Raw genomic sequence first — 24,584 nt, 5'->3', positions numbered from 1 at the left:
TACGGCGTACGGGGCGTACGGGTCGTACGCGTACGGGAGCAGGAGCCGCGGACGCCGTGCGGATCGGCGCACGGTACGCACGGCACGCACGGCGCACGCGGCACGTGCAGGGTCTCGGCGCGTGCCGCGGTCTCGGCGCGCACGCGGCGTGCGGCGTGCGGCGTGCGGTGTGCACGCGCCGCGCAGTGTGGTTCACGGCAGCCACGCCGGAGACGGCAGAGGCCGCGCACCCCGTTCATGGGGTGCGCGGCCTCTGCCGTGGTGGCCGGGTCAGGGGGCCGGCGGGAGGTCGTCCTCGTCGTCGAGGTCGTCCTCCAGCTCCTCCTCGTCGAAGACGGCGCTCACGTCGAAGCGGCACACCACCCGCTGGGGGTCGGCGTGATCGAACGGTGTGCTCAGCCACTCGCCGGGCTCGGGGAGCTCGTCGGCGGCCGACACCCACAGCGTGGAATCGCCCTCCTCCAGGCCGAACTCCTTGTGGCGCGAGGCGATTTCGTCCGGTTCGTACTCACCGAACAGCACGCCGAGCGCGGCATGGACGCTGCCGCCGACGACAGCGGCGGTGCGCTCGCCCTCGTCCGCCTCCTCCGCACCCGGATCGAGATCGGTGAGACGCTGCGCCTGGGCGAGCAGCCGATGGGGCTCGGCCACGGCGTAGTCGCGCCGGATGAGGACGCTGAGGGCGTGTGGCTCCTCGGGGCCCGCATAGGGCGGCAGTGAGTCGTCGGCGCCGGGGATCTCGAAGGGGGTCACCTCGTCGTAGCGGTCGTACAGCCGCTCGTCGTACGCCTCGGCGGCCGCCGCGAGCGCGTTGAACGCCTCGTACACGTCTGGATCGTCGTCCCCCGTGCGGCGTTCCACCGCATCGAGGTGACGGTCCAGCGCGGCTTTGACCGCCTCGGCGGCGGCACGTACCTCGGCAGCGGTGGGCTGCGCAGCATCAGACATAGTGCAGACGCTATCCGTACCGGGCCTCTGCCCGCACAATAGATGCGATGCCGGAATACGAATTTGTCGACGTGTACGTACCGCGCGGGGTCTCCCGCAAGGATGCGACGCGTCTGCTGACCGACCATGCCGAGTACGGACACTGGGAGTTGGACCGACTGAGTCTGCGCCGGGACGGCAGCCGCCGAGTGCGGCTGCGCAGGCGGATCATCCGCCAGGTGCGCGCCACGTGGTGATCGCGGCGAGCGCATCGCGACGACGGAGCGGGCCCCGCGTGTGCGGGGCCCGCTCCGTCATGTCCGTCCGTGTGGCACGGCCGCGGGACTGTTGCGCGGCGCGTGCACGGGACTACTGCGCGGCGCGGCCGCGGCGGTAGAGCACCGCGCCGCCGAGCACGAGACCGGCTGCGGCGGGAAGGGCGAAGCCCATGCCGTCGGCGCCGGTGTGCGCCAGCGCGGCCGGGGCCTGCGCCGCCGCGTTCACACCCTGGGCGACCGGGGCGCCGCCCGTGCCGGCCGTACCGGGCCGCACCGGGTTGGCCGGCTGCACGGGTGCGGCGGGGTGATGCGCGATCGGGCCGACCGGGTGCTGCGGAACCCCGGGGTGGCCCGGGTGCTGGGGGTGGCCCGGCTGCCCCGGGGTGCACGGCGGTTGGTGCTGACCCGGGTGCCCGGGGTGCTGGGGGTGCCCGGGGTGCTGGGGCTGGCCCGGGTGTTGCGGGTGTCCGGGGTGGCCCGGGTGCTGCGGACGGCCGGAGTGACCGCCCTCGTCGTTCACACAGTGGTTGCCGAACGCCGGGTTGCCGACGCCCACCACGTTCACGCTGTTCCCGCAGGCGTTCACGGGTGCGTCGATGGGTGCCTGGATGGTGTTGCCCGAGCCGACGCCGGGCGAGTCACTGGCGTGACCACGGGCGCTCGCCCCACTGCCCGAGTGCCCGCCGCCGCGCTGCCCGCCGCCCTTGTTGGCACAGCTGTTGGCGAACGTCGGGTTGAGCGCGCCGATCACGGTGACGGTGTTGCCGCAGGCGTTGACCGGTACATGCACCGGGACCTGGACGGCGTTGCCGGACAGCACGCCCGGCGAGTTCGACGCGCTGCCCTGAGCCGCCGAGTCGGCGTGCGCGGCGCCGCTGCCCATGGCGATGACGCCGCTCGCGGCCGCCATGGTGATCAGTGACTTACGGGTGACCTGTCGCATGGTTTCGTTCCCTGCCTTCTGCCTACCGGAAAGCCCGGCCGCGCCGTTGCGCCCGGGCTGAAACGCCGGGCGGCCCCGGAGTGCATGGCGCGCACTCCGGGGCCGCCCGGCTCAGACCCTCACGGGTTGAGGCACAACGTCACTTGTTGATGCAGGTGTTGCCGAAGGCGGGGTTCAGCAGCCCGATCACGGAGACCGTGTTGCCGCACACGTTCACCGGCACGTGCACGGGGACCTGGACGACATTGCCGGAAACGACACCCGGGGAGTGCACAGCGGCACCCTGGGCACCCGCGTCGGCAACGGCCATTCCGGCACCCGCCAGAACCAGACCACCAGTGACAGCCGCAGCAGCGACGACCTTCTTGATCATTACTTCCTCCTTGTTGGCATATGTGCGATCCCAGCCGCGGACCGCACACCCTGTAACGAGGGGGAAGTTATGGGGCTACGAGCATATGAGTGCATTCACTCTTTTCAGTCAGGTGCGTACGTTCAGACGATTAACAGAACGTCGCGTCGGGGCGCGCCGCCTCAGGACGCGTCGATGAACCGGTCGAGGACGCGTACGCCGAACTTCAGGCCGTCCACAGGCACCCGCTCGTCCACGCCGTGGAACATCCCGGCGAAGTCCAGCTCCGGCGGGAGCTTCAGCGGCGCGAAGCCGAAGCCGCGGATGCCGAGGTCGTCGAAGGACTTGGCGTCGGTGCCGGCCGAGAGCATGTACGGCACGGCGCGGGCGATCGGGTCCTCGGCCCGCAGCGCGGTCTGCATGGCGTCGACCAGGGCGCCGTCGAACGTGGTCTCCAGGGCCTTGTCGGCGTGGACGTCCTCGCGCTTGACGCGCGGGCCCAAAATCCGGTCCAGGTCGGCAAGGAACTCTTCCTCGTACCCCGGCAGGAAACGCCCGTCGACATGGGCGGTGGCCTGCCCCGGAATGACGTTGACCTTGTAACCGGCGCCCAGCTGCGTCGGGTTGGCGGTGTTCTGGAGCGAGGCGCCGATCAGCTTGGCGATGCCGCCCAGCTTGGCGAGCGTGCCGTCCATGTTCTCGGGGTCGAGCTCGGTGCCGAGCGCGTCGCCGAGCTCGTCGAGGAAGTGCCGCAGCGTCTTGGTCACCCGCACCGGGAACTTGTGGCGCCCGAGCCGCGCCACGGCCTCGGACAGCTCTGTGATGGCGTTGTCCCTGTGGATCATCGAGCCGTGTCCCGCGGTGCCGTCCACGGTCAGCTTCATCCAGTGCATGCCCTTCTGGGCGGTCTCCACGAGGTAGAGCCGCAGGTTCTCGTTGACCGTGAACGAGAACCCGCCGACCTCGCTGATCGCCTCGGTGACCCCCTCGAAGAGCTCGGGGTGCTTGTCGACGAGGAAGCGCGCCCCGTACGTGCCGCCGGCCTCCTCGTCGGCGAGGAAGGCCAGGACGATGTCACGCGGCGGCTTACGGCCGCTGCGCAGCCGGTCGCGCACGACCGCGAGGGTCATCGCGTCCATGTCCTTCATGTCGACCGCGCCGCGGCCCCACACGCAGCCGTCGGCGATCTCGCCGGCGAAGGGGTCGTGGGTCCAATCGGCGGCGTTGGCGGGCACGACGTCGGTGTGGCCGTGGATGAGCAGCGCGGGCCGTGAGGGGTCCTCGCCGGCGATCCTGGCCACCGTGGACGCGCGGCCCTTGTGGGACTCGAAGATCTTCGGCTCAAGGCCGACCTCGGCGAGCTTTTCCGCGACGTACTCCGCGGCCGCACGCTCACCGGGTCCTGAATGGTCGCCGTAGTTGCTGGTGTCGATCCTGATCAGGTCGCGACAGAGGTCGACGACCTCGTCCTCACCGGTCACGCCGCCGGTCCGGGTCGTGCTCGACTCGCTCACGCTGCTTCCTCCCACTGTCGCTCCGTGTGGTCCGCCTCCATCCTGCCCCCGCGCCCCCTCGCCGCCCAAGGGCGGCCCCGCGCCGACATCCGGAGTTCATGCAGGCCAGGGGGGTGATCGAGCACCCCCGGATGTTTGCTATTGTTTTCCACGTCGGAACGGGCACGGCCCGCGAGACAGACACCTTGTCCGGGTGGCGGAATGGCAGACGCGCTAGCTTGAGGTGCTAGTGCCCTTTATCGGGCGTGGGGGTTCAAGTCCCCCCTCGGACACCAGCTGAGACCCCTGTTCATCAGGGGTTTTTTGCTTTTCCGGGGTGCGGCGTGACCGACCAGGTGACCAACAGCCCAGAGAGTTGCCTGGTCAGACCCCTCGGACACCAGTCCAAGACGGTTCACGAGATCGTCCCGAGGCATCCACGACGTACCGGTTGAATCCTGCGAATCGCCGCCATCTCGTCGTTTCTCGTCCTTGAGCCTCGTGTTCAGCCCGATGGGGCGGCGAGGTGGCGGCGGCTCAGGTACTGCGCCTCTCAGGGGCGGAGCGCGGGGAGGTGTGTCACTCGCGTGGCGGAGGAGCGTCCTGCTCGACCGGAAGCGGGCGCGCCTGGAACTCACCGGGTTGTGTTGTCGCGCTCCGCGTGCTGGCTTTGCAGGGCTGGATACCCTCGTGGTTGTCGTTGCCACCCTCGTTCTGACTGCGCAGCCCGGACCAGACTTCTTGCCATAGAAGGATGAGCAGGGGTTATTTTCTGCCGCTACTTGGCCAATATGGTGCGCGGGACGGTGATGCTGTCCCTCCTGCAGATGTCGGGGTGAACGAAGTGTCCCGCCTGGGGCTGGCGAGCAGGGCTGCCAGGGTACGGACTGGAGATGTCGAGGTCGACGACAGTGGCTGGGCATGGCTGGAGCCAGCGTCAGCAGGGACCGTGGCCTGCGGCCGGAGGACGGGGCCTGTCGACGCCGGTCCCCTGCAGGCCCGCACTCCTTGATTTTGGTCGGTGTCCTTCCGGGACTGGATCGCGGTGGCGTGCTGGGCGCGGCCCCCGTCCGTGCGGCTCTCGATATATTTATGGCGCCCGCGGTGATGGGCGGGAGAGCATCAGCAGCAGGGCTCGCCGCCGACAAGCAGCATTCCGCGGCACTCTCGCTACGGACCGCCTTGTCGTCATGCGCCCGACCTCAACCCGGTCGAGGGCATCTGGCGCCTCACCGGCACCAGCCTCCGGCACCAGCCACCATGACGACATCACACATTCATGGTCAGTAGCACGGGCATTCCACGCCTGTCGGACTTGTTGGCCTCGCTGAGTGACAGCTGCTTACGGAGGTCGCGTGGTGCTGTAACGAGGCTCCAGACCGGTGGATTCGCTTCAGCGACCCTCACTGGTGGTGCGCTACGCGATCGATCTCTTCCCTTTCGCCCTCGCGGATGTGCAGGCCAGCATCGGAGGCCGTGTAGGGGTCCCTCAGACCCTGGAGACAGGGGGAATAGGAGCGTCTCCCCCGGTCGCTGATGTTCCGCTCTTCCCCTTGTACTGCCACATGATCAGGTTGATCAGCACTGTGCGGACCGGGAAGGCCCTGAGACCCGTTCCACGGCTCCAGCTGGTCGTCGAGGATCAACTTGGAGGTGTGCAGCAGCCGTCCGACCAGCGTGAATTTACCGTCGTCGACGGAACCGGCAGTGGCGAACCGCAGCAGGGCGATGGCCGAGAGCTCCTCGCTCGTGGACGTGATCATGCCTAGAAGTACCCGTCGCGCTTGCGATCTTCCATCGCGGTCTCGGACAGCTTGTCATCGGCGCGGGTCGCGCCCCGCTCAGTGAGCCGGGAGGCGGCGATCTCGGCGATCACGGCGTCCAGCGTGGTGGCGTCGGAGTCGACGGCGCCTGTGCAGGACATGTCGCCGACGGTGCGGTAGCGGACCTGGCGCCTTTCCACCGTCTCGTCGTTCTTCGGGCCGCCCCACTCGCCGGCCGTCAGCCACATGCCGCCCCGCTGGAACACCTCGCGCTCGTGCGCAAAGTAGATTTGCGGCAGGTCGATGTCCTCGCGGGCGATGTACTGCCACACGTCCAGCTCGGTCCAGTTCGACAATGGGAACACGCGCACGTGCTCACCAGGGGCGTGTCGGCCGTTGTACAGGTTCCACAGCTCGGGGCGCTGACGGCGCGGGTCCCACTGCGAGAACTCGTCGCGCAACGAGAACACCCGCTCCTTCGCGCGGGCCTTCTCCTCATCCCGGCGGCCGCCGCCCAAGACCGCGTCGAACCTCTCGGCTCGGATCGTCTCCGTGAGCGGAAGCGTCTGCAGCGGGTTGCGGGTGCCGTCGGCACGCTCCTTGAGCACACCGCGGTCGATGTGACTCTGGACGGAGGCAACATGCAGGCGTAGACCGTGCTTCTCGACCGTGCGGTCCCGGCACTCGAGGACCTCCGGGAAGTTGTGCCCGGTGTCCACATGAAGGAGCGAGAACGGCACCCTCGCCGGAGCGAAGGCCTTCAGGGCCAGGTGCAGCATGACGATGGAGTCCTTGCCACCGGAGAACAGGACCACCGGGTTCTCGAACTCTCCCGCCACCTCGCGGAAGATGTGCACCGCCTCGGACTCCAGCGCGTCCAGGTGTGACAGGGTGTTCGGACTGGCCGTGCCGTCGTGCACCTTGGCGGCTGTGGTCATGCCGGTCCCCCCGCGCTCAGCAGGGCGTACACGGAGGCTGAGGACTCCTGCACAGTCTGGTGCTGCGATTCCATCCGCGGATCGTGCGTCTCCGGCTCCTCATACGGGTCGTGAACACCCGCCGGCCCGGCCGGCTCCCCCGTCACATCCCGCCCGCTGCACACCTCCAGCAGGGTGGCCGCATGAACCTCGAAGTACGGTATACGGCCAAGGTCATGGCGCAGTCTGACGACCTCTCGAGGGCTCCAGTACGGAGCGGTGATTTCCAGGAGGACTTGACGCCTCGCTGCGGCTTCACTGACTCGCACGGCAACTAGGATGTCGGCCGCACCCGCCCCCACTACGGCTACAGATCCTCGCACTGCAGATGCTGTCACGCGATGCCTCCTGTCGGCGTGGCCGGCCAGCCACGTCAGCGGACCGGCATCGGATCAGCACTCGCCGACCGAACCGTCGTTCACTTGTTGCCCAGCGCGCACCGATCACAAGCCGGATCTCAACTGGCGGGACCAGCCGAGGAGATCAGCATCGCCGCTGTAATCCGCGCGGCGGAGGAGTGCATTGCCCCTGTCCGCAATCACACGAAGCAGGCCTTCTCCGCAAGAGGAACGAAGCAGTGACGCTTACGTATGGCACACCCTTGTGTCCGATGCCCTGAATGCGACGGTGAGCGACTCAAGCGTCGGTGCGGCCTCCTCCGGCGTGAGAAGTATGGCGCCCTCGGCATCGGCGCGGACCAGAAGCCGAGCCGTCGGACCATCGGCTCGCAAGAAGCCACCGGGACACGTCCATGTGCGAACTCCGCACAAGGACGCCAACCGTGATCAACTCGCCCTACGTGCCACTGTCTTTGAGTAACAGTCGTACGGAGTAGAGAGCCCGCTCCTGAAAACTGTCGTCCAAGACCCACGGACTGTCGGCGATCAACTCGGTGAGTTCGTCGAGCGAAACGAAGAGGTAATCGAACCATGGAGTAGCGGTGTTGCGGTGGCGGATTCGGAAGCGCTCCTGTCCGGGCAGACGTCCGGCACTCCTGTTCCATTCTTGGTAGGCGATCTCTATCGGATCACGCACGGCATGCGGGTCGCGGCTGGAAGCCAGAATCTGCGCTCCTGGGCGGGCGACCCGAGCGATTCGGGAAAGGAGATCGCTCGCTTCCGAGCCGCTCCGGAGCAGGCCGAGGTTGTTTCCCAGAAGCAAAATCGTGTCGAACAGACCTAGCCGCTCAACATCGTCGATGCCCCCCTCGACGACCGTAACTCCGCGAGCCCCGGCTACGGCGACCGCTCCGGGCGACGGGTCGAGTCCGATCACATCCAGTCCTTGATCCGCCAGTACTAGGGCGTGGCGCCCTGAGCCGCAACCTATGTCAAGGACCCTCCCGGAGGCATACTTGCATGCCCAGCGCTCAGGAGCGGGCCATCGCTCTGGTGGGGTGAACCAGTGATAGGTATCCGACACCCAGACGGCGCCGTCGCTGCGCTCGAGCACCTCAAACACCGTCCCTGGACGGGCACCCGCTGACCAGCATCGCTGGAGGACTTCACCGAAGGCGTCGCCGATTACGGGCTCACGCCCCTCCATTCGGTCGCTTGGAGCCGAATCGGCGGTTTGCTCCACTCCCACATATTCTCCTGACGTCGTGGACTGGTCGAGCCGAATTGCCGCGGCAACGTCCAGAGCGGCGGGTGGTTACGAATAGCCTCGACGGTAACGATGAGATTTCCGAGTCAGCGGTAGCCCAGCTCGTGTGCAAGTTCAGTCATTTTGTCACACATCTCTCCCCGAAGGTTCCACTCTGGAGGGAAAACTATAGGCCCGGGATCGGCCACAGGACGAAGCTGAGGATTGAGCAAAAACTTCGGATCCCCACCGTAGAGGTTTGCCGACTCTCCGTTCGACGCGAAGACCCACCGCTCGGTCTCGGTGATCCCCTGGATCGTTTCCTCACTGGAGTCGAGCCCGAGCCATTCAAATATCGAGGGCGCGAACCGATGCGGATTTTGGATCAAATCCTCCGCGCGAACCCGAATCCAGCGGTCTTTGGGGAGCAACGAGAGGGTTCCGAGGATTCTGAGGTGTGAAATATACCAGGCAGAGGCGCAGCTCGCGGAGCGAAACTCGACCGAGCGGCCTTTGTGCTCAAAGCGCCAGTGTTCCCGCATTGATCGCTGCGTCGTCACCGGGTGGCGGGTGAGATGGATGAACCTCGCGTCGGGAAAACTCTCCAGACATCGGGCCAGACCCTCCTTCGACGAAGTGGCAGGGGACTTCTCCAAGGGTATCTGGGGGTCGACCCGGTCAAACAAGTATTTCATGACAGAGGCGGGGCTCCAGTGCCTCCTCTCCTTCAGCCAAACCTGTGCACGAGCGATTTCATCTCTACCTTGACTGCCCTCGTTTATCTGCGCAATGGCGCGGAATATACCGTTCACGCGAATTTCTTCACTCCGGTCCGACTCGGAACGTTTCCGGGCGAGGACCTCATCAAGCGTGTCACCAGTGAACATCAGCAGCTCGGGAAACCCGAAGATGTCCGGATGACCAGACAGAAGGGCAATGGAAACCGTCGAGTAAGAACGGGCCGGGGACAGAAGAAAGATAGGGGGCTTCATAAAACCTGCCGTTGTCTCGGAGATGCGTCGTGATGACAGTCGCTGTTCAGCAGCCGTGGCCGATGGCCAGCGTGAATAGATGGCTCCAACCGAAGGAGCGACGAACAGCTTCGTCCGTCTCGGAGAAGGAGCGGCCATGGACGCTGCCGTGCAGTCCGAGCGATACCGCGGTGAGCCACGCGGCATGACCGGCTGCACCCGCCTGTACAAGTAGTCGGCTGTAGCCGGCGACGCCGTCGCGATCGCATGCGGTCGCGAGGTCCCCGCAGATCATCAGCAGTACGGCGGCATCGGCGTAGACACGTTCCACCGGACCGAGGTGCAATCCAGAGGCGGGAGTGAGACCGGTCCCTCGGCTGAACAGATACGAGCCGACCGAGACCTCTTCGATACGTCGGGCCGAGATGATCAACGAGGTGTCTCCCCCGATGTCCAATGCCGCTTGTCCGATCGCTTCGACACAGTCACGGCTGACGGGCTGCGCAGTGAAGGAACGAACCGACCGTCTTGTGCTCAGAACCTGCTCGACAGGCCGACCCAGTCGGGGAGGCACAGGCGTGGTCGCGGTCGCGGTCGCGGCTTGTAGGGGGGAGGTCAGCGAGTCCAGCACTCGCGCGAAGAACTCACCCTCCGGGACGATGGGCATATGGTCAGTCCTTTGGGTATAGGCCGGCAACCGCAGTGACGAACTCGCGCCGCCCATCGAGTTCCAGTGCGGCCGTCAGTCGTCCGTCCCATCCGGCTGCATATCTCGCCTCAAGACCGTATTCCTGAGCCATCACGGAGAACTGGGCCGCTGCGCACCCCGCGTCCAAGAGAGCCAAGCGGCAGGAGAACCGCTCATACTTCGCTGTCAACCGCCACAGCGAACCGCAGAACACCACCGCCGCGATCAGCCCCTCCTCGACTAATCCCGTCCCTTCGAACATGGCCGTCATGGACACTCGATCGCGCCGCGCGGCAACGAGCTCATCCGTCTCGCTGAGGTACCTGAAGATGTTTCCTGGCAAGTCGGCAGGAGGTGTATCCGAGATCAGAAACAGATCAACCGATCTGAGATCTCCTCCCGTTGGGGCCCAGCGTCTGTTGGTGCCCCCCTGAAGCCCGGCCGTTTTCGAAAGCAGCGAGGCCAGCATGGGATTAGAAAGATCGGACAGCCGGCAGCGGGGGTGCGAGGCATAATCGGCAGCCTCGGACAACAAACGTTTGGGGGAGGGTGCTGCGGGCTGGAATTCAGCACGGTCCAGATCCCAAGAGGTCGCCTGCACCTGCCACTCGTAGCTCAGAAAGAGGTCAGCAACCCCTCCATGCACATGGGCATAGCCGCCGCAGTGATCGCAATCCGCTTCGGGCGCGACCACGAATCGCTCCTCTGAAAGGTCTCCTGTCTGGACGCGGCGCAGGACGTGGGGATTCGATGGGCCACCCACACCAAAAGTGGCCAGTACTTCGGTGACAACGAGTGCCGAGACCAGGTCGATGTGATCGACGACCGGCCCGTCTATCGCTGCGGGCGCCTGAATGGGGTCGCTCCCCTTGAGACAGGATGGGCAGGGCGTGTTACCCACGCCGAACTTGGGGCCGACCTCCACCATTTCTGCCTGAGAGCTGCAACGCAGTACAGGGATGCCACGTGGACCACAGAGCTCGACGATTTCGCTCAGGTTGTGGCCGTCGTCGTACGCGACGACGAGGTCGCAGTCCTCAGGAAGTCCGGTGCAGAGAAGCCCGACGCTGCCGACCCCTGACGCTGTGAGATCGGCGGCGATGCGCGCGCCGAGATCCGGACCCGTTGCGAGCAGGATATTCAGCTGCCCGAGGAAGCGACGCGCCTCATTGCCGCTGCGATAGCTGACGCTGGTGGTGCGGGACAGGTACACATGTGTCTCCTCGTCCCCCTCACTCGCTTCCGGTTCGAGGAACCCCAGACCGGCCAGGAGGCCGAGCATCTGGCGCACATGGTCGTCGGTTACGCCGAGTTGAGCGGACAGAGAAGAAACCTTCGTAGAACCGTCCAGCAGCGGGAACAACCTGCCCAGAACATCCGTCGCTGCGGCACCGGTGAAGTGCTGTCTGCGGTCGCCACCCTCGATGATCAGTCCGTCCGTGACTGGAATGATGGCGAGGCCCTTGCGAAGCGCGGGATGGTTGCCGTACGGGAGAGTCTCCGTGGTCATGGTCATCTCTTCACTGACAGAGCGGTGAACTCTGCGGAGGTGCAGGGGTCTGATATGGACGGTCCGCAGCGGCCGCAGCCATGGCAGGCGACCACACGATGGGTGGCGATGTGGGCGCTTGAGAGGCGCACCGTCGTCACGGTGTTGGGGTTGTCGGCGCGAATGTGAAGAACGGCTGTCGCGGCCGCTAGGCGGGCGTGATGGGGCAGATGCCCTCCAGGCCCAACCTCCTCGGCGGCATCGTAGGCGTCGTACAGTGCGGCAGTGGTGCGATGGTGTTCGTCGTGCTGGCGTCTGCGGCTCTGATAGCAGTCGAAGCACGGCCCCTGACCCGGGTGGACGTACGGGCCAATCCGCAGCACGGGATGCTCCAGAATTACCGGCAGCCACGGGACTGCATATTCCGCCGCCAACCTGTCGGCACGCTGACATAGGCCGGGGCTGGGGCGCCACAAAGCCAGCACAACCAGAGACGGGTTACCCATGAAGGCACGGGAGAGGTCATTCGGGGCCAGTGCCTCCGTATCGGGGAGCACTTCCCGGAGCTTGGTGACGACCGAGTCGCCGAACGCGCCGGTTGCAATCAGGCGAATGGCTGTGGCCATGGATTGAGATCCCCTTCAGCAAGGACCCGATGGCCCATCAGTCGTGGTGCCTCGTACAAGCGTGGATGTCCCTTGAACTGGGCATGAGGAAGGAGCGACATCGGCTGGAGCCGGGGAATGACAACACTGACGGACGTCAGGCCGACCTCCGCAAGTTCGCGCGTGGTCCGATCGACGGCGATGACCTCCATCTGGCGTTCCCGGAAGATGCTGCGTAACTCTGCCAGGGCCTCCCGGGAACCGGCTGGCAGACCATGTCGAGTGGGTCCGGTGCCTCGCGCGTATCCATCGTCGAGAAAGGAGAACGCCTGGGCTCGATCCGCACTGGCCATGTACCGGGAGCCGTCCATGATCGTGGAGATCTGGTCGACGGAGCTGGGGCCGGTTCCGGCCCGGAGGATCGTCAGGATGGAAAGACATTCCGCCAGGGCCTTCTCAGCAGCCGCCGCCAATGTGCGCTCCGTGGCGCAGCCAACCACTTGGTGGCAATGGTGATCGTGTGGCATCCGAAGTCTGCAGTAGACCGTGGGAACCCCAAGATCCGTCGTTGCGTCGAACAACAACGGCTCGATGAAATGGCGCTGGGCTGCGTCGACGAGATAGGCCAGTCCGTCCGATGTGATCTCGTCGGACAAGCCCGGCAGCGGGAGTTGCTGAAGCCAGGTGATTGCCACGGCGTCCCGCTCGACAACTTCGAGTATCCCGCCCACCAGCGCTTCGTCGCGGTCAAAATGGACGGCGTGTCCGGTGGATATGCGATAGGAGAACTTTTCTGCCGGGACGCAGTCGTCCAAGGCGTAGTTCGCCATCACTGCCGGAATCCAAATCGGCGATCCGGACACCACCTCCTCGCCCGGTAACCAGCGAATGAGGGCAGTTTCGTCAAACGGCACGATTGAGCACTTGGGATGTGCGTACTCCTGGGCGGAACACCGGGGGATGGAGTTCAGATCCATCACTTCCCCGTCGAGTTCATCGGCGAGGGACCAGCGGTAGCCGTCGCATGGCGCCGACGCGGAATAACGTTCTGCTGCTTCCGCGATGGCGATGAGCCGGGCACGATCGACGTCTCCCAGCGACCTGCCGGAGCCGCCGTTGGACTCGCCGGTATGCCCCTTTCCTGCCCTGCCGCTTCCTATGGTCGCCACCTGTACATGGAACTGGTCTACACCTCGGAGCCCGAGGCGGTCGTCGCGGCAACCGGCCACAACTCCGTATGGGGACACCAGTTGTTCAAGCACGTTGAGGGGCCGCTCGCCTGATGATGTGAATGCTTTCATGGACCGCTTCGCTCGTGTGACGGGGCCGTTCGGGCTTGGACCTGCCTCCCGAACAGGCCCGCCAGATCTACCTCACTCGCTTTCCGACGCCCCCGCACAGTCACACGGGGGGCGGCAGGACATGCAGCTGACGGTACTGCACCATTTGGTGTAGTTCTCCACCGAGAAGTCGGAGTCCATCTGGCCCGCGAGTTCGAGCCACACAGCTTCCGAAACATCCGTTGCCTTGAGATCCAGTGCGTTCGACATGTTTCCCCCTCGTTCGTTGTCTCGACTTCTGCTGCGGATGCCGCGACGTTCGGCGGCACCTGAAGAGCACTTCGGTCGGTGGTACCGGCCGCGTTTGGAGCAGAGATCAGCTTGCCAGCACGGGCTACCGGCGGGCTGCCTTCCAACTACCGAAGTGATGCGCCATCAGCGATCGATTGTGGACCTTCTCCTTAATCGGGGAAGTACTGCCAGGTGGGAGCGCCCTTCATCGCTTCCAGAACTGATACTCCGGGTGCCGCGATCACAGGCAGAAGACGGAACTAGCGACGATCGGCTGCCAACGCAACCCATTAATGAACTTATGTTCACGTATCGACCTGGTGTGCCATCATGGCGCGATGACGATCACCGCACCTCTTCGCGGCAATGTGCTGGGTCCGGTTGAGGCGAGTTGGTGCACCACGCCGATAGCCCTGGGGGGACCGCGCAGACGGGCCTTGTTCGCCGCACTGGTCCTGCACGCAGGGCAGGTGATGTCGGTAGACAGACTCGTGAGCCTGGTGTGGGGAGCCGATCCACCGAGCAGTGCGGTGACTAAACTCCACGGCCAAGTGAGTGGCCTTCGGGCTGCCATTGATGCGGTCGCCGGCAGTGGTTCCGGGCGCAATGTCGTCCTGACCCGCTCCCCCGGCTACCTGGTGCCCACTGAGGTGGTGAGCACCGACATTGAGGAGTTCGAGGCTCTGCTCACCAGTGTCCAGTCGCTGAGTCCGCGGCCTGCGGAGGCCGCGGCTCGCTATGAGAATGCGCTGGCCTTGTGGCGGGGTCGGGTTGCTGAGGATGTGCTCTGTCATGAGCCGTGGCCCGTCGTCGTCGCTCTGGAGGCGCGGCGCTGGCAGACCGTCGAGAGTAGAGCCAGAGCCGACCTGGCTGCGGGCAATGCCGAAACGGTGGTTGACACCCTCGCGAAGGAAATGGAGTCGGCACCATACCGTGAAACGCTTATAATATGCTATGTCCGTGCTCTGTACCAGTGCGGACGGCAGGTGGACGCCCTTGACGTACTCCGAGCCGCGCACGAGCGACTGCGCGTGGAACTTGGACTGGACCCCAGCCCTGAGTTGCAACGGCTGGAGGCGGAGATCCTGCGCCACGACCCGAGTTTGGTTGGCAGCACGAACGGACCGAAAATCCCTTCCTCCCTGCCACCGGGGCCCCGCGCTCTTTTCGGACGGGACGCCGAACTCGGCGCGCTGCTCAGGATCTGCGACATTCCGGCCCCACACGCCGTCGTCGCCGCGGTGAGCGGCTTAGCCGGTATAGGCAAGACCGCGCTGGCCCTGGCCGCCGCGCACCAGCTCCGCCCTCACTATCCGGACGGCAGCCTGTACTTCGACCTTCGCGGCAACGAAAGAAAACAGCTTCCGCCTGCGCGGGCCATGGTGCGAACGCTTCGTTCTCTGGGGCTCGACGACCTGAGCATCCCGGGGCATCCGGAAGAGATCCTGGATCTGTACCGCACGACTCTGGCGGACCGCCGGATCCTCCTGGTTCTGGACAACGCCGGCAGCGAAGCCCAAGTGCGACCATTGATTCCGGTGAGCAACCGCTGCGCGGCCCTGATCACCAGCCGCAAAAGGCTCTCCGGACTCACTCCGTCAGTAGCGTTCAGTCTGACGCCGCTTGCGCCGTCGGCAGCGCTGTCCCAGTTCAGCGGCCTCGTCGGCGCCAGGCGGGTCGCGGCCGAGCCCGAACGCACGGACGTCATCCTGCGTCGGTGCGGATACCATCCGCTCGCTGTGCATATCGCCGGTGCGCGGCTGGCCACTCGCCCCCACTGGTCGATCGGCGAGTTGGCCGATCGGCTGGAGGGCGGACCGAACAGCATCGACGAACTCGCTGTGGGCAACGTATGTATCCGGACCTTTTTGGAAGAGAGCTACCGCAGTCTCAGCCTGGAGATCCGGCGCGCCTTCTCGGCGCTCATGTCGCTTCCTACGATCGAGTACCAGCCCGGGATGCTGGCCAACCTCTTTGACACTTCACGCGCCGCCGCAACGGATCTCCTGGACACCTTGGTCGACCACGGCCTCATGGAAGTCTCAGGCCTCGGGAATGCAGGAGCGCACTGCTATCGAGCAAACGAACTGGTCCGTGCTTTCATGACCGACTTTGCGGCCAAGGTGTGTTACCCGCCGCCAAATACAAATTCGGCACGTTTCTCCGAGTGCCACAACCAGGCAATCGTGCGACCGCAGAAATAGCAGGTGGCTTGGACCACGGCCGACGTCCGTCTGCTCGCCGGAGTAGTGCGCCCCGGTGAAGGGTCGGCCAGCATGGCGGGCGAGGCCCATGAGGCAGGACCCGCGATCGGCGCCACTGTTGGCGCGCACGCTGAAGTCGATCGGCTGGCACATGGCCACCAGGATCTGCCGAGTGCCGCGGAAGGAGCCGCGGCCGGCCGTGAGCCTGTTGCTGGGGGGCGTACCACGGCGGGTCGGCGCTGCACGGTGCTGAGGTCGCCGTCGCGCTGTCGGGCACAGGCAATGGCGTGCGTCTCTCAGCACTTCGCGGCCTCTCCGGCCGGCCGCGGCGAAGGCCGTCGTTCTGGGCAGGGTCGTCACACTCGTAGCACGTGCCGCGTCAGCAACCAGCCCTTGGTCCGGAAACGGCCAACCAGTTCCAGCGCCAGCCGGGCCGGCACCTCTCGGATGTCGAAGACGGTCGTTGCCCCCTCGTCGGGAGCCTCAAGGCAGCAGAACAACAGCAGGCCACGGAAGTTGACGTGGTAGCTGCTCGTGCAGGGCAATGAGCTGGGCGGCGGGGATGTCGGTGGAGGAGAACACCAAGCCGCCATAGCCGCCGCGCGACATGGTCTTGTCCTGTAGCCCGACCGTGTCACCTCCTGCGCAAAGCCAGGACCGCGTTGTGGCCGCCGAAGCCGAAGGAGTTGCTGAGGACCGTGTCGCCGCATGGCGGCAGGGCGCGGGGGGAGCCGCGCACGATGTCGAGGCCGAGGCCTTCCTCCGGGTCGTCGCAGCCGACGGTCGGCGGGATCAGGCCGTCGCGCAGGGTGAGCACCGCGGCGACGGCCTCCACCGCGCCGGCTCCGCCCTGGAGGTGGCCGATGGCGCCCTTGTTCGCGGTGACGGGGATGTCCCGGATGTGGCTGCCGAAGAGTCTGCCGAGGGCGAGGGCTTCCGCACGGTCGCCGTCGACGGTCGCCGTGGCGTGCGCGTTGATGTGGGCGATGTCGGCCGGCGTGGCTCCCGCGTCCGCGAGTGCGGCCCGTAGCGCCGACTCGACGCCGCGGCCTTCGGGGTGGGGTGCCGCCATGTGGAAGGCGTCCGCCGACAGGCCCCAGCCGGCCGCCTCGCAGTACACGCGGGCACCCCGCGCGCGGGCGTGCTCCTCGTCCTCCAGGATGACGATGCCCGCGCCCTCGCCCAGGACGAATCCGTCGCGGGCGTCGTCGAACGGCCTGGAGGCGTGCTCGGGCTGGTCGTTGCGGGTCGAGACGGCCCGCATCGCGGCGAAAGCGGCCAAAATCTCCGGGGTGATCACCGCTTCGGTGCCGCCCGCGACGACGAGGTCGAGCCGGCCGGAGCGGATGGCGTCGATGGCCTGCCCGATCGCCTCGGTGCCGGACGCGCAGGCGGACACGAAGGTGCGGGACTGGCCTCGGATGTCGAGGTCCTTGGATATCTGGGCGGCCGACGCGGACGGCACGATCATGGGCGTGGTGTGCGGGGAGACCGCCCTGGGCCCGCGCTCGTCGAGGGCGAGCCGGCTCTCGACCATGACGGGCGCGCCGCCGATGATCGTGCCCATCGACACCCCGGTACGGTCGGGCCGCAGCCCGGCGGCCACGGTCCCGGCGGGGTCGAGTCCCGCGTCGCGCCAGGCTTCCCGTGCGGCGAGCAGCGCGAACTGGGCGGACCGGTTCATCCGGCGTGCCACCGGCCGCGGCAGGAGGGTCGCCGGGTCCACCGCGGCCCGCGCGGCGAGGCGTACCGGCAGCCCGTCGAACGCGGGCCCCGTCACCAGGGACACCCCGCACCGGCCGTCCAGCAGCCCCTGCCACAGACCCGGCACGTCACCGCCGAGCGGGCTGAGGGCGCCGAGACCGGTCACCACCACCCGGCGCCGGGGCGCGTCGCCCTGCGCGGGGCCGGGCTGTTCGGCGGGGTCCACCCGCGTCCTGCGGACGACCTGGCGTTCGTAACGCGGCAGTACGCGCTCCCGGTCCGGGCCGCCGGTCACGGGGCGCAGCTGGAGTCTGGTCTTGGTCTCGGTCGCGGGCGCCGTGCGCACCACCACGAGCCAGGGGCCGTCCGGGTCCGTCGCGATGACGTCACCGGGCACCAGTTCACTCGTGGTGAGCAGACAACAGGCGCCGCCCATGACCGACTCTTCGTTCATCGTGGACCTTGCCTCGCATGTGACATACGTGAATGTTTGGGTGCGGCCCCCTAGGCAGCATGCCTCCGGAACGCCGGTAAGGCAGTCCAGGGAGGTCTGCCCGACGGGCAAGGCGAGGCGCCGCCTGCTCCGGTGACCTGTGCTGACCTGTGCTGACCTGGGGTTCTCTTGCTTTCGACGGGGTTCGTGGGGTTCTCTGGTTCCGTGAGACGCAGATCCAGGACCCCGGCCCCGCCGCTCGCTCAGCGCGACGGAATCGACCCGGTGCGTGTGCGGCTGCCCGCCGATCCCGAGGGGGCCTGGGCTACGGTCGGTGACCACCTGATGAGCCGGTTCGAGGGCGCGATCGGCGCGGAGCGGGTGGCCGCGATGCTGCGCGAGGGGCGCTTCGTCGGGGCCGAGGGCGTACTGCGCGGGACGGAGGCGTACCAAGCGGGGACGCAGGTGTGGTTCCACCGGGATTTCGCGCCGGAGACTCCGGTGCCGTTCGAGGTGGGCGTCGTCCACCGCGACGAGCGGATCGTGATCGCGGACAAGCCGCACTTCCTCGCCACCACGCCACGTGGCCGGCACATCACCGAGACGGCGCTGGCCCGGCTGCGGCGGGATCTGGCGCTGCCCACCCTCCAGCCCGCGCACCGGCTCGACCGGCTGACTGCGGGCCTCGCCCTGTTCGTCGTGCGGCCCGAGGACCGGGGCGCGTATCAGGGTCTGTTCAGCGGGCGCCGGGTGCGCAAGGAGTACGAGGCGGTGGCGGCGTACGACCCGGGCGTCGCGCTGCCCGTGACCGTGCGCAGCCGGATCGTGAAGGAGCGCGGGGTCATGGCCGCCCGCGAGGAGGCGGGCGAGCCCAACGCCGAGAGCCGGATCGAGCTGCTTGAGCGGCGCGGCGGCCTCGGCCGCTACCGGCTGCTGCCCGCCACCGGCCGCACCCACCAGCTGCGGGTCCATATGAACGGGCTGGGTCTGCCCATCCTCAACGATCCCCTCTATCCGGCGGTCCTGCCGGAGCCGGCACCCGACGATTTCGGTGCGCCGCTCCAACTGCGCGCCGCCGTCCTTGAGTTCACCGATCCGGTGGATGGCCGGCCCCATCGCTTCGAGAGCGAACTGCGGCTCGCCCACTGGCCCGACGCACAGCCACCCGCCCCGCAGACAGCGGACCAGTAGGGCCTCCGGGACCGGACCACCAGGGGCGCGAGGAACTGCGCGACCAGCCACCCCCGGCCCGAGGCCGAAGACCAACCCGGGGCGCCGGGAACTGCGCGACCGGCCGCCCCCGCCCCGAGGCCGAAGACCAACCCGGGGCGCGAGGAAAGGCACGACCAGCCACCCCGGGCCAGAGCAGGGGGCGGGGATCACGGGGGCACCCGGGGTCAGTGACCCCGGGCCACCCACTCCTCCAGATGCGGAGCCTCCGCGGCGAGGGTCGTCCCCTCCCCGTGCCCCGTACGCACCACCGTCTCCCCCGGCAGCCTCAGCAACACGTCCCGGATCGAGTCGATGATCGTCGGGAAGTGGGAGAACGAGCGCCCCGTCGCGCCGGGACCACCGGCGAACAGGGTGTCCCCCGTGAAGACCGTGCCGAGGGCCGGTGCGTGGAGGCAGACCGCACCGGGCGCGTGGCCCGGGGTGTGGAGGACCTTGAGCACCACGTCCGCGACCAACACCGCTTCTCCGTCGGCCAGTTCACCGTCCGGCAGGCGCTCCGGGTGGGTCTGCTTCCACAGCGGGAGGTCCGCCGGGTGGAGGAGGATCGGCGCGCCCGTCGCGTCGGCCAGGGCCGGCGCCGCGTCGATGTGGTCGTTGTGGGCATGCGTGCACACGATGGCCCGCAGGGTGCGGCCGCCCAGCGCCGCCAGGATCGCGTCGGCGTCATGCGCCGCGTCGATGACGACGGCCTCCTCGTCGTCCCCGACGATCCACACGTTGTTGTCGACGTCCCACGTGCCGCCGTCCAGGGAGAACGTGCCGGACGTGACCAGATGATCGACGCGTGCGCGAACGGCCATCAGAACACCACCACCGAACGCAGCACATCGCCTTCGTGCATCCGCTCGAAGGCCTTTTCGACCTCGTCGAGCGCGATCGTCTCGGTGACGAACGCCCCGAGGTCGATCCGGCCCTGCTGGTGCAGATCGATCAGCATCGGGAAGTCCCGGGACGGCAGGCAGTCCCCGTACCAGGAGGATTTCAGGGCGCCGCCGCGTCCGAAGACGTCCAGGAGGGGCAGCTCCAGGGTCATGTCCGGGGTGGGCACGCCGACCAGAACCACCGTGCCGGCCAGGTCGCGTGCGTAGAACGCCTGCTTGTACGTCTCGGGGTGGCCCACCGCCTCGATGACGACGTCCGCGCCGTTGCCGCCGGTCAGCTCGCGGATCGTCTCGACGGCGTCCTGGCCGCGGGAGTTGACCGTGTGCGTGGCGCCCATCGACTTCGCCGTCGCGAGCTTGCGGTCGTCGATGTCGACGGCGATGATCCGGGCCGCGCCCGCGAGCCGGGCGCCCACGATCGCCGCGTCGCCGACGCCGCCGCAGCCGATGACGGCGACCGAGTCGCCGCGGCCCACGTTGCCGGTGTTGATGGCGGCGCCGATACCCGCCATCACGCCGCAGCCGAGCAGGCCGGCCACGGCAGGCGAGACCGACGGGTCGACCTTGGTGCACTGGCCGGCCGCGACGAGAGTCTTCTCGGCGAACGCGCCGATGCCGAGCGCGGGCGACAGCTCGGCGCCTCCGTCGAGGAGCGTCATCTTCTGCCGTGCGTTGTGCGTGTTGAAGCAGTACTGCGGGCGGCCCCGCAGACATGCCCGGCAACTGCCGCACACCGCACGCCAGTTGAGGATCACGAAGTCACCGGGGGCGACCTCGGTGACGCCCTCGCCCACCGACTCCACGATCCCGGACGCCTCGTGGCCCAGCAGGAAGGGGAAGTCGTCGTTGATGCCGCCCTGCTTGTAGTGCAGATCGGTGTGGCAGACGCCGCAGGCCTGGATCTTCACCACCGCCTCGCCGGGGCCCGGGTCCGGCACCACGATGGTCTCGACGCGTACGGGCTGGTTCCTGCCCGGTGCGATGACCCCTTGGACCTGCTGCGCCATGCCGCCACTCCCTGTTCCATGCCGTCGGACGTATCAGGAATACACCCTATGAGGAGACCTGGTGCACGCGTCCGCCTCCCACATAGGTCGCGAGCACCCGGGTGGCGCCGATCTCCTCCGGGGGCCCGGCGTACGGATCACGGTCGAGCACCGCAAGGTCGGCGAGGGCGCCCGGGCGGATCGAGCCCGTGTCGTCGAGGTGGTTCACATGAGCCGTGCCCGCGGTGTACGCGGCGAACGCGGCGGTCAGGGTGATGCGCTGGGCCGGCAGGAACACCGGGCCCTGCTCGCCGGGCGCGACCCGGTTCACCGCCGTGTGGATGCCCTCCATCGGATCGGGGCTGCTGACCGGCCAGTCCGAGCCCGCGGCCACGGTCGCCCCCGCACCGAGGAGCGCCGCGAAGGGGTACTGCCATCCCGCCCGTTCCTTCCCGATGAAGGGGATGGTCAGGTCGTCCATCTGTGGTTCGTGGGAGGCCCACAGGGGCTGGATGTTGGCCGTGGCGCCGAGCGCGCGGAAGCGGCCGATGTCGTCGGGGTGGACGATCTGGAGATGGGCGAGGTGGGGCCGGGTGTCGGTCCAGCCGTTGGCCTCGCGGGCCGCCTGCACCGCGTCCAGCGCCTCGCGCACGGCGCGGTCGCCGAGCGCGTGGAAGTGGGCCTGGAAGCCGAGGGCATCCAACTGGGTGACGTAGGAGCGCAGTTGGGCCGGATCGACGAAGCTGGTGCCGGTGTTGGCGGTGGCACAGCCGCAGGCGTCGAGGTAGGGGCCGAGCAGCGCCGCGGTGCCGGTCTCGGCGACACCGTCCTGCATGATCTTCACCGATCCGGCGCGGAACCGGCCCTGGCTGAGCTCGCGTCGGCGCTCGACCAGTTCCGGTATCTGTTCGGCGCCGCGCTCGCGGTCCCACCACAGGGCGCCGGCCACCCGCGCGGTCAGCGAGCCGTCGCGGGCGGCGGTCACATAGGCGTCGGCGGGGTCGTCCATGGAGCCGAAGGTACCGACGATGGCGTCCTGCCAGGCGGTGATCCCGTACGAGTGGAGGTACGCCTGCGCCCGCAGCAGGGCGGCCAGGCGGTCGGCCGGTGAGGAGCGGGGGGTGAGCCGGCCGACGAGGTCCATCGCGCCCTCCTGGAGCAGCCCGGTGGGCTCGCCCGACGCGTCGCGTTCGATGCGGCCGTCGGCGGGGTCGGGGGTGTCCCGGGTGATGCCGGCGAGCGTGAGGGCGCGGGTGTTGACCCAGGCGCCGTGGTGGTCCCGGTTGGGGAGGTAGACGGGACGGTCGGGCACGGCGCGGTCGAGCAGGTCCCGGGTGGGGCTGCCGCCGTCGAAGGCCTCCATGGACCAGCCGCCACCGGTGATCCACTCCTGCTCGGGGTGGGCGTCGGCGTAGGCCCGTACGGCCGCCAGGGTGTCGGGGGCGGTCCGCAGTCCCGTGAGGTCGCAGCGCGCCAGCTCGATGCCCGCCGACACCGGGTGGACGTGGGCGTCCTGGAAGCCGGGGATCAGCAACTTGCCCGCGAGGTCGACGACTTCGGTCTTCGGGCCGATCAGGTCGCGCACCTCGTCGTGGCCGACGGCGGTGATCCGTCCCTGGGTGACGGCCACGGTGGTGGCGCGGGAGCGCGCGGCGTCCAGGGTGAGGACAGGGCCGCCGGAGAAGACGAGGTCGGCGGGGTCGTGGCGCATGAGCGGGTCCATTCTGTGGGCGAGCGGGTGGTGGTTCTGCGTGCGGGCAGGGGGCGGTTCTGCGTGCGGGCAGGGGGCGGTTCTGCGTGCGGGCGGGTGACGGTTCTGCGTGCGAGCAGGGGGCGGTTCTGCCTGGAGGCGGCGGTTCCGCCCGGAGGTAGCGGGTTCAGACGGTTTCGGCGGTGTCGGCGTTTTCGGGTGAGGCGCCGAGCGGCGCGGGTTCCGCTTCGCCGACCGAGCGTCCGGTGACGAAGTACGGTGATTTCCTTACCCACTTGGCCCAGGCGGCTGCGGCCACGCCGCTGAGCAGCATCGCGGCGGGACAGGCGAGCATGAACCAGCCGTTGTCGGCGCTGACTTCGAAGTGGTCGGCCGAGGTGTAGAACGTCCAGGCGAGGTAGCCGCCGAGGGCGAGCAGGAAGAGGGCGCTGAGGGTCGGGATCACGACGGCCCGTACCGCATCGCCCATGCTCTCCTTGAGTGCGCCGCGAAAGCGGCTCGCCGCGGCCAGGGCGGTCAGCGCGTAGTAGAGGGACACCACGATCCCGATGGCGTTGACGGAGGCCAGGATCAGGTCGCCGATCTTCGGGATCAGCAGCGACAGGACGGCGATGGCAGCCGCGACGCAGCCGATCGCGACGGTGCCCGCCGCGGGAGTCCCGTACCGGGGGCTGATCCTGAGCCAGAGCGGGCCGAGCGTGCGGTCGCGGCTCATGGCGAACATGCCGCGCACGGTGGGGATGACGCCGGACTGGAGCGAGGCGACCGCGGAGAAGACCAGGGCGACGAGGGGCAGGGCGGCGAGCGGCTGGGAGGCGAGGCGGTCGCCGAAGAAGGTGAGCCCCTGAGCTCCGTGACCCACCAACTCGTCCTGGCCGAGCACCCGTTGGAAGGCGAAGGAGCCGAGCAGGAACAGGCCGAGCATGGTGAACAGGGTGATGAGTCCGGCCCTGGAGGCGTCCTGCGGGTCGCGTATCTCCTCGTTCACGCTGAAGGTCGACTCGAACCCCCAGTAGCAGAAGACGGAGAGGAGCAGTCCTTGGGCGAGGGCCTGGCCCGAGGGGATGGTGAACGGGTTCAGCCAGTCGAGGCTGAAGGGGTGCGGGCCCTGGATCAGCCCGTACCCGCAGAAGCCGAGGAGCACGGCGTACTCGAAGACCAGGAGCCACTTCTGAAGGGTGGCGGCGGAGCGGGTGCCGATGACCGCGGTGAAGGTGACGGCGATGAGGATCACGATGCCGATGGCGGTCGACTGGGCCGTGGAGTCGGGGTCAAGACGCAGCCCGCCGAGCGTGTGCAGCCCGCTCTCGCCGGCCAGTTGGATCAGCGCCGAGCCGGTGACGGCGGTGGTGTAGGCGAGGAAGACGACGGTGGAAACGATGCCGATCCAGCCGGTCAGGAAGCCGAGCCAGGGGCTGAGCGAGCGGCCCACCCACGCATAGCCGCTGCCCATGTTGGGCTCGACCTTGTTGAGCCGGGTGTACGCGCTCGCGATGCCCAGGATCGGCACGAAGGCGAGCAGCATGACGATCGGCAGGTGCAGGCCCACGGCGCCGGCCGTGACGCCGAGCCCGATGCCGATGCTGGTGGTGGCCGCCGTGGAGGAGGCGGCGATGGCGACGCCGTCCAGGACTCCGAGGCTCTTGCGCAGAACGGGCGGGTCGCTGCCGGGGGGAGTGGGCACGCGGGCTCCTTCGCCGAGGGGCGCTCGTCGGCCCCGATGGCGGCACATCGAACTCTCCGCGGCTGCGTTGCGTCAACGCTGTTGTCATAAGGGGCGCCGGTTCGTAG

General features: G+C 67.9%; 21 protein-coding genes and 1 tRNA gene. 4 read left to right on the top strand and 18 right to left on the bottom strand.

Translation table 11 applies throughout. The features are described 5' to 3' along the window. Window positions 1–270: 270 nt before the first annotated feature. Window positions 271–948, bottom strand: coding sequence for a hypothetical protein (locus tag ACGFW5_RS13685; protein ID WP_393834388.1), 678 nt, complete (start codon window positions 946–948; stop codon window positions 271–273). Window positions 949–995: 47 nt separating this feature from the next. Here ACGFW5_RS13685 and ACGFW5_RS13680 point away from each other — a divergent pair, with 47 nt between their 5' ends. Further along, complete coding sequence (locus ACGFW5_RS13680) at window positions 996–1,184, top strand: DUF5703 family protein (RefSeq protein ID WP_111666225.1); 189 nt, start codon at window positions 996–998, stop codon at window positions 1,182–1,184. Window positions 1,185–1,296: 112 nt separating this feature from the next. On the opposite strand, the gene ACGFW5_RS13675 is transcribed toward ACGFW5_RS13680, so the two are convergent. The 3 genes from ACGFW5_RS13675 to ACGFW5_RS13665 form a co-directional block, all read right to left on the bottom strand. Further along, window positions 1,297–2,148, bottom strand: coding sequence for a chaplin family protein (locus ACGFW5_RS13675; RefSeq protein ID WP_393834387.1), 852 nt, complete (start codon window positions 2,146–2,148; stop codon window positions 1,297–1,299). A gap of 139 nt (window positions 2,149–2,287) precedes the next feature. After that, the gene (chpH, locus tag ACGFW5_RS13670) at window positions 2,288–2,521 is read right to left on the bottom strand and encodes a chaplin ChpH (RefSeq protein ID WP_393834386.1); all 234 of its coding nucleotides are present in this window, start codon (window positions 2,519–2,521) and stop codon (window positions 2,288–2,290) included. 161 nt (window positions 2,522–2,682) lie between these two features. Next, complete coding sequence (locus ACGFW5_RS13665) at window positions 2,683–4,014, bottom strand: M20/M25/M40 family metallo-hydrolase (protein WP_393834385.1); 1,332 nt, start codon at window positions 4,012–4,014, stop codon at window positions 2,683–2,685. Between the two features lie 187 nt (window positions 4,015–4,201). Between ACGFW5_RS13665 and ACGFW5_RS13660 the strand changes: the two genes are divergently transcribed. Then, a tRNA-Leu gene (locus ACGFW5_RS13660) sits at window positions 4,202–4,289 on the top strand. Between the two features lie 1,107 nt (window positions 4,290–5,396). On the opposite strand, the gene ACGFW5_RS13655 is transcribed toward ACGFW5_RS13660, so the two are convergent. From ACGFW5_RS13655 to ACGFW5_RS13615, 9 genes are all read right to left on the bottom strand, one after another. Then, window positions 5,397–5,756 (bottom strand): hypothetical protein, encoded by a 360-nt coding sequence (locus ACGFW5_RS13655; RefSeq protein ID WP_393834466.1) that lies wholly within the window; start codon window positions 5,754–5,756, stop codon window positions 5,397–5,399. A 2-nt stretch (window positions 5,757–5,758) separates the two neighbouring features. Next, the gene (cysD, locus tag ACGFW5_RS13650; RefSeq protein WP_393834384.1) at window positions 5,759–6,694 is read right to left on the bottom strand and encodes a sulfate adenylyltransferase subunit CysD; all 936 of its coding nucleotides are present in this window, start codon (window positions 6,692–6,694) and stop codon (window positions 5,759–5,761) included. Beyond that, window positions 6,691–7,002, bottom strand: a complete 312-nt coding sequence (locus ACGFW5_RS13645) for an adenylyl-sulfate kinase (RefSeq protein WP_393834383.1) — start codon at window positions 7,000–7,002, stop codon at window positions 6,691–6,693. The genes cysD and ACGFW5_RS13645 overlap by 4 nt, the downstream gene beginning before the upstream one ends. Window positions 7,003–7,528: 526 nt before the next feature. Then, window positions 7,529–8,278 (bottom strand): class I SAM-dependent methyltransferase, encoded by a 750-nt coding sequence (locus ACGFW5_RS13640; RefSeq protein WP_393834461.1) that lies wholly within the window; start codon window positions 8,276–8,278, stop codon window positions 7,529–7,531. A 146-nt stretch (window positions 8,279–8,424) separates the two neighbouring features. Next, window positions 8,425–9,309 (bottom strand): sulfotransferase family protein, encoded by an 885-nt coding sequence (locus tag ACGFW5_RS13635; RefSeq protein WP_393834382.1) that lies wholly within the window; start codon window positions 9,307–9,309, stop codon window positions 8,425–8,427. A 46-nt stretch (window positions 9,310–9,355) separates the two neighbouring features. After that, window positions 9,356–9,955, bottom strand: a complete 600-nt coding sequence (locus ACGFW5_RS13630; protein ID WP_393834381.1) for a nitroreductase family protein — start codon at window positions 9,953–9,955, stop codon at window positions 9,356–9,358. A gap of 4 nt (window positions 9,956–9,959) precedes the next feature. Beyond that, window positions 9,960–11,486, bottom strand: a complete 1,527-nt coding sequence (locus ACGFW5_RS13625; protein ID WP_393834380.1) for a hypothetical protein — start codon at window positions 11,484–11,486, stop codon at window positions 9,960–9,962. Window positions 11,487–11,488: 2 nt separating this feature from the next. After that, the gene (locus ACGFW5_RS13620) at window positions 11,489–12,091 is read right to left on the bottom strand and encodes a TOMM precursor leader peptide-binding protein (protein ID WP_393834379.1); all 603 of its coding nucleotides are present in this window, start codon (window positions 12,089–12,091) and stop codon (window positions 11,489–11,491) included. Continuing rightward, window positions 12,070–13,239: a YcaO-like family protein gene (locus ACGFW5_RS13615; RefSeq protein WP_393834378.1), complete on the bottom strand. Its 1,170-nt coding sequence runs from the start codon at window positions 13,237–13,239 to the stop codon at window positions 12,070–12,072. Before ACGFW5_RS13615 ends, ACGFW5_RS13620 begins: the two co-directional genes overlap by 22 nt. Window positions 13,240–13,979: 740 nt before the next feature. Here ACGFW5_RS13615 and ACGFW5_RS13610 point away from each other — a divergent pair. After that, window positions 13,980–15,845: a BTAD domain-containing putative transcriptional regulator gene (locus tag ACGFW5_RS13610; protein ID WP_393834377.1), complete on the top strand. Its 1,866-nt coding sequence runs from the start codon at window positions 13,980–13,982 to the stop codon at window positions 15,843–15,845. A 634-nt stretch (window positions 15,846–16,479) separates the two neighbouring features. Here ACGFW5_RS13610 and ACGFW5_RS13605 read toward each other — a convergent pair. Then, window positions 16,480–18,003: a beta-ketoacyl-[acyl-carrier-protein] synthase family protein gene (locus tag ACGFW5_RS13605; protein ID WP_393834376.1), complete on the bottom strand. Its 1,524-nt coding sequence runs from the start codon at window positions 18,001–18,003 to the stop codon at window positions 16,480–16,482. A gap of 204 nt (window positions 18,004–18,207) precedes the next feature. Between ACGFW5_RS13605 and ACGFW5_RS13600 the strand changes: the two genes are divergently transcribed. After that, window positions 18,208–19,173: a pseudouridine synthase gene (locus ACGFW5_RS13600; RefSeq protein WP_393834375.1), complete on the top strand. Its 966-nt coding sequence runs from the start codon at window positions 18,208–18,210 to the stop codon at window positions 19,171–19,173. 206 nt (window positions 19,174–19,379) lie between these two features. Here ACGFW5_RS13600 and ACGFW5_RS13595 read toward each other — a convergent pair whose 3' ends face one another. From ACGFW5_RS13595 to ACGFW5_RS13580, 4 genes are all read right to left on the bottom strand, one after another. Further along, window positions 19,380–20,015 carry an MBL fold metallo-hydrolase gene (locus tag ACGFW5_RS13595; RefSeq protein WP_393834374.1) on the bottom strand — a complete coding sequence of 212 codons (636 nt, stop codon included), beginning with the start codon at window positions 20,013–20,015 and terminating at the stop codon, window positions 19,380–19,382. Continuing rightward, the gene (locus ACGFW5_RS13590) at window positions 20,015–21,103 is read right to left on the bottom strand and encodes an S-(hydroxymethyl)mycothiol dehydrogenase (RefSeq protein ID WP_393834373.1); all 1,089 of its coding nucleotides are present in this window, start codon (window positions 21,101–21,103) and stop codon (window positions 20,015–20,017) included. Before ACGFW5_RS13590 ends, ACGFW5_RS13595 begins: the two co-directional genes overlap by 1 nt. Window positions 21,104–21,149: 46 nt before the next feature. After that, window positions 21,150–22,793 carry an amidohydrolase gene (locus tag ACGFW5_RS13585; RefSeq protein WP_393834372.1) on the bottom strand — a complete coding sequence of 548 codons (1,644 nt, stop codon included), beginning with the start codon at window positions 22,791–22,793 and terminating at the stop codon, window positions 21,150–21,152. A 166-nt stretch (window positions 22,794–22,959) separates the two neighbouring features. Beyond that, window positions 22,960–24,525, bottom strand: a complete 1,566-nt coding sequence (locus ACGFW5_RS13580) for an APC family permease (RefSeq protein ID WP_393834371.1) — start codon at window positions 24,523–24,525, stop codon at window positions 22,960–22,962. Window positions 24,526–24,584 lie beyond the last annotated feature (59 nt).

This window comes from Streptomyces sp. NPDC048416 (assembly GCF_043200435.1).
In the GTDB taxonomy this organism is placed as follows: Bacteria; Actinomycetota; Actinomycetes; order Streptomycetales; family Streptomycetaceae; genus Streptomyces.
The sequence above is the reverse complement of the archived record's forward strand: the minus strand, read 5'-3'. Positions and strand labels throughout refer to the sequence as shown.

What these genes read in the sequence shown, in the direction of transcription:
- ACGFW5_RS13635 (WP_393834382.1), bottom strand. Translation starts at nt 9,309, where the DNA reads ATGAAGCCCCCTATCTTTCTTCTGTCCCCGGCCCGTTCTTACTCGACG.
- cysD (WP_393834384.1), bottom strand. Translation starts at nt 6,694, where the DNA reads ATGACCACAGCCGCCAAGGTGCACGACGGCACGGCCAGTCCGAACACC.
- ACGFW5_RS13590 (WP_393834373.1), bottom strand. Translation starts at nt 21,103, where the DNA reads ATGGCGCAGCAGGTCCAAGGGGTCATCGCACCGGGCAGGAACCAGCCC.
- ACGFW5_RS13640 (WP_393834461.1), bottom strand. Translation starts at nt 8,278, where the DNA reads ATGGAGGGGCGTGAGCCCGTAATCGGCGACGCCTTCGGTGAAGTCCTC.
- ACGFW5_RS13620 (WP_393834379.1), bottom strand. Translation starts at nt 12,091, where the DNA reads ATGGCCACAGCCATTCGCCTGATTGCAACCGGCGCGTTCGGCGACTCG.
- ACGFW5_RS13610 (WP_393834377.1), top strand. Translation starts at nt 13,980, where the DNA reads ATGACGATCACCGCACCTCTTCGCGGCAATGTGCTGGGTCCGGTTGAG.
- ACGFW5_RS13685 (WP_393834388.1), bottom strand. Translation starts at nt 948, where the DNA reads ATGTCTGATGCTGCGCAGCCCACCGCTGCCGAGGTACGTGCCGCCGCC.
- ACGFW5_RS13630 (WP_393834381.1), bottom strand. Translation starts at nt 9,955, where the DNA reads ATGCCCATCGTCCCGGAGGGTGAGTTCTTCGCGCGAGTGCTGGACTCG.
- ACGFW5_RS13680 (WP_111666225.1), top strand. Translation starts at nt 996, where the DNA reads ATGCCGGAATACGAATTTGTCGACGTGTACGTACCGCGCGGGGTCTCC.
- ACGFW5_RS13595 (WP_393834374.1), bottom strand. Translation starts at nt 20,015, where the DNA reads ATGGCCGTTCGCGCACGCGTCGATCATCTGGTCACGTCCGGCACGTTC.
- ACGFW5_RS13625 (WP_393834380.1), bottom strand. Translation starts at nt 11,486, where the DNA reads ATGACCACGGAGACTCTCCCGTACGGCAACCATCCCGCGCTTCGCAAG.
- ACGFW5_RS13585 (WP_393834372.1), bottom strand. Translation starts at nt 22,793, where the DNA reads ATGCGCCACGACCCCGCCGACCTCGTCTTCTCCGGCGGCCCTGTCCTC.
- ACGFW5_RS13580 (WP_393834371.1), bottom strand. Translation starts at nt 24,525, where the DNA reads ATGTGCCGCCATCGGGGCCGACGAGCGCCCCTCGGCGAAGGAGCCCGC.
- chpH (WP_393834386.1), bottom strand. Translation starts at nt 2,521, where the DNA reads ATGATCAAGAAGGTCGTCGCTGCTGCGGCTGTCACTGGTGGTCTGGTT.
- ACGFW5_RS13605 (WP_393834376.1), bottom strand. Translation starts at nt 18,003, where the DNA reads ATGAACGAAGAGTCGGTCATGGGCGGCGCCTGTTGTCTGCTCACCACG.
- ACGFW5_RS13655 (WP_393834466.1), bottom strand. Translation starts at nt 5,756, where the DNA reads ATGATCACGTCCACGAGCGAGGAGCTCTCGGCCATCGCCCTGCTGCGG.
- ACGFW5_RS13675 (WP_393834387.1), bottom strand. Translation starts at nt 2,148, where the DNA reads ATGCGACAGGTCACCCGTAAGTCACTGATCACCATGGCGGCCGCGAGC.